Source organism: Vibrio sp. 811 (genome assembly GCF_033339195.1).
The window spans coordinates 1-541 of the sequence record NZ_JAWOUB010000843.1; the positions used below are offsets into that span (position 1 = coordinate 1).

The window sequence follows — 541 nt, forward strand, 5'->3', positions numbered from 1 at the left end:
ATGTCACGTATCACGTCGGTTCAGCTCGTGAAGAAATCGGTAAGTCGGGCTTTGCGCACTTCTTTGAACATATGATGTTCCAAGGTTCAGAGAACGTTGGCGATCAAGAGCACTTCAAAATCATCACAGAGGCGGGTGGTACGTTAAACGGTACGACCAATCGCGATCGCACCAACTACTTTGAAACCGTTCCTGCAAATCAGCTGGAAAAAATGCTGTGGCTTGAATCGGATCGTATGGGCTTTTTGCTTGATGCGGTTTCACAGCGCAAATTTGAAATTCAACGATCTACGGTGAAAAATGAGCGTGCGCAACGTTACAACAACCGTCCGTACGCTTTGATTTGGGAACGTATGTCTGAAGCGTTATACCCAGAAGGACATCCTTACTCATGGCAAACCATCGGTTACGTTGAAGATCTTGACCGTGTTGATGTGAATGATCTTAAAGCATTTTTTCTGCGTTGGTACGGTCCAAATAACGCGACGATCACGATCGGTGGTGACTTAGATGTCGAGCAAACACTGGAGTGGGTAAACAA

General features: G+C 46.0%; 1 protein-coding gene. It reads left to right on the forward strand.

Translation table 11 applies throughout. From position 1 onward, the window contains the following. The coding region (locus tag R7Q46_RS29710; RefSeq protein ID WP_318078659.1) for a M16 family metallopeptidase at positions 1–541 on the forward strand (541 nt) is incomplete at both ends.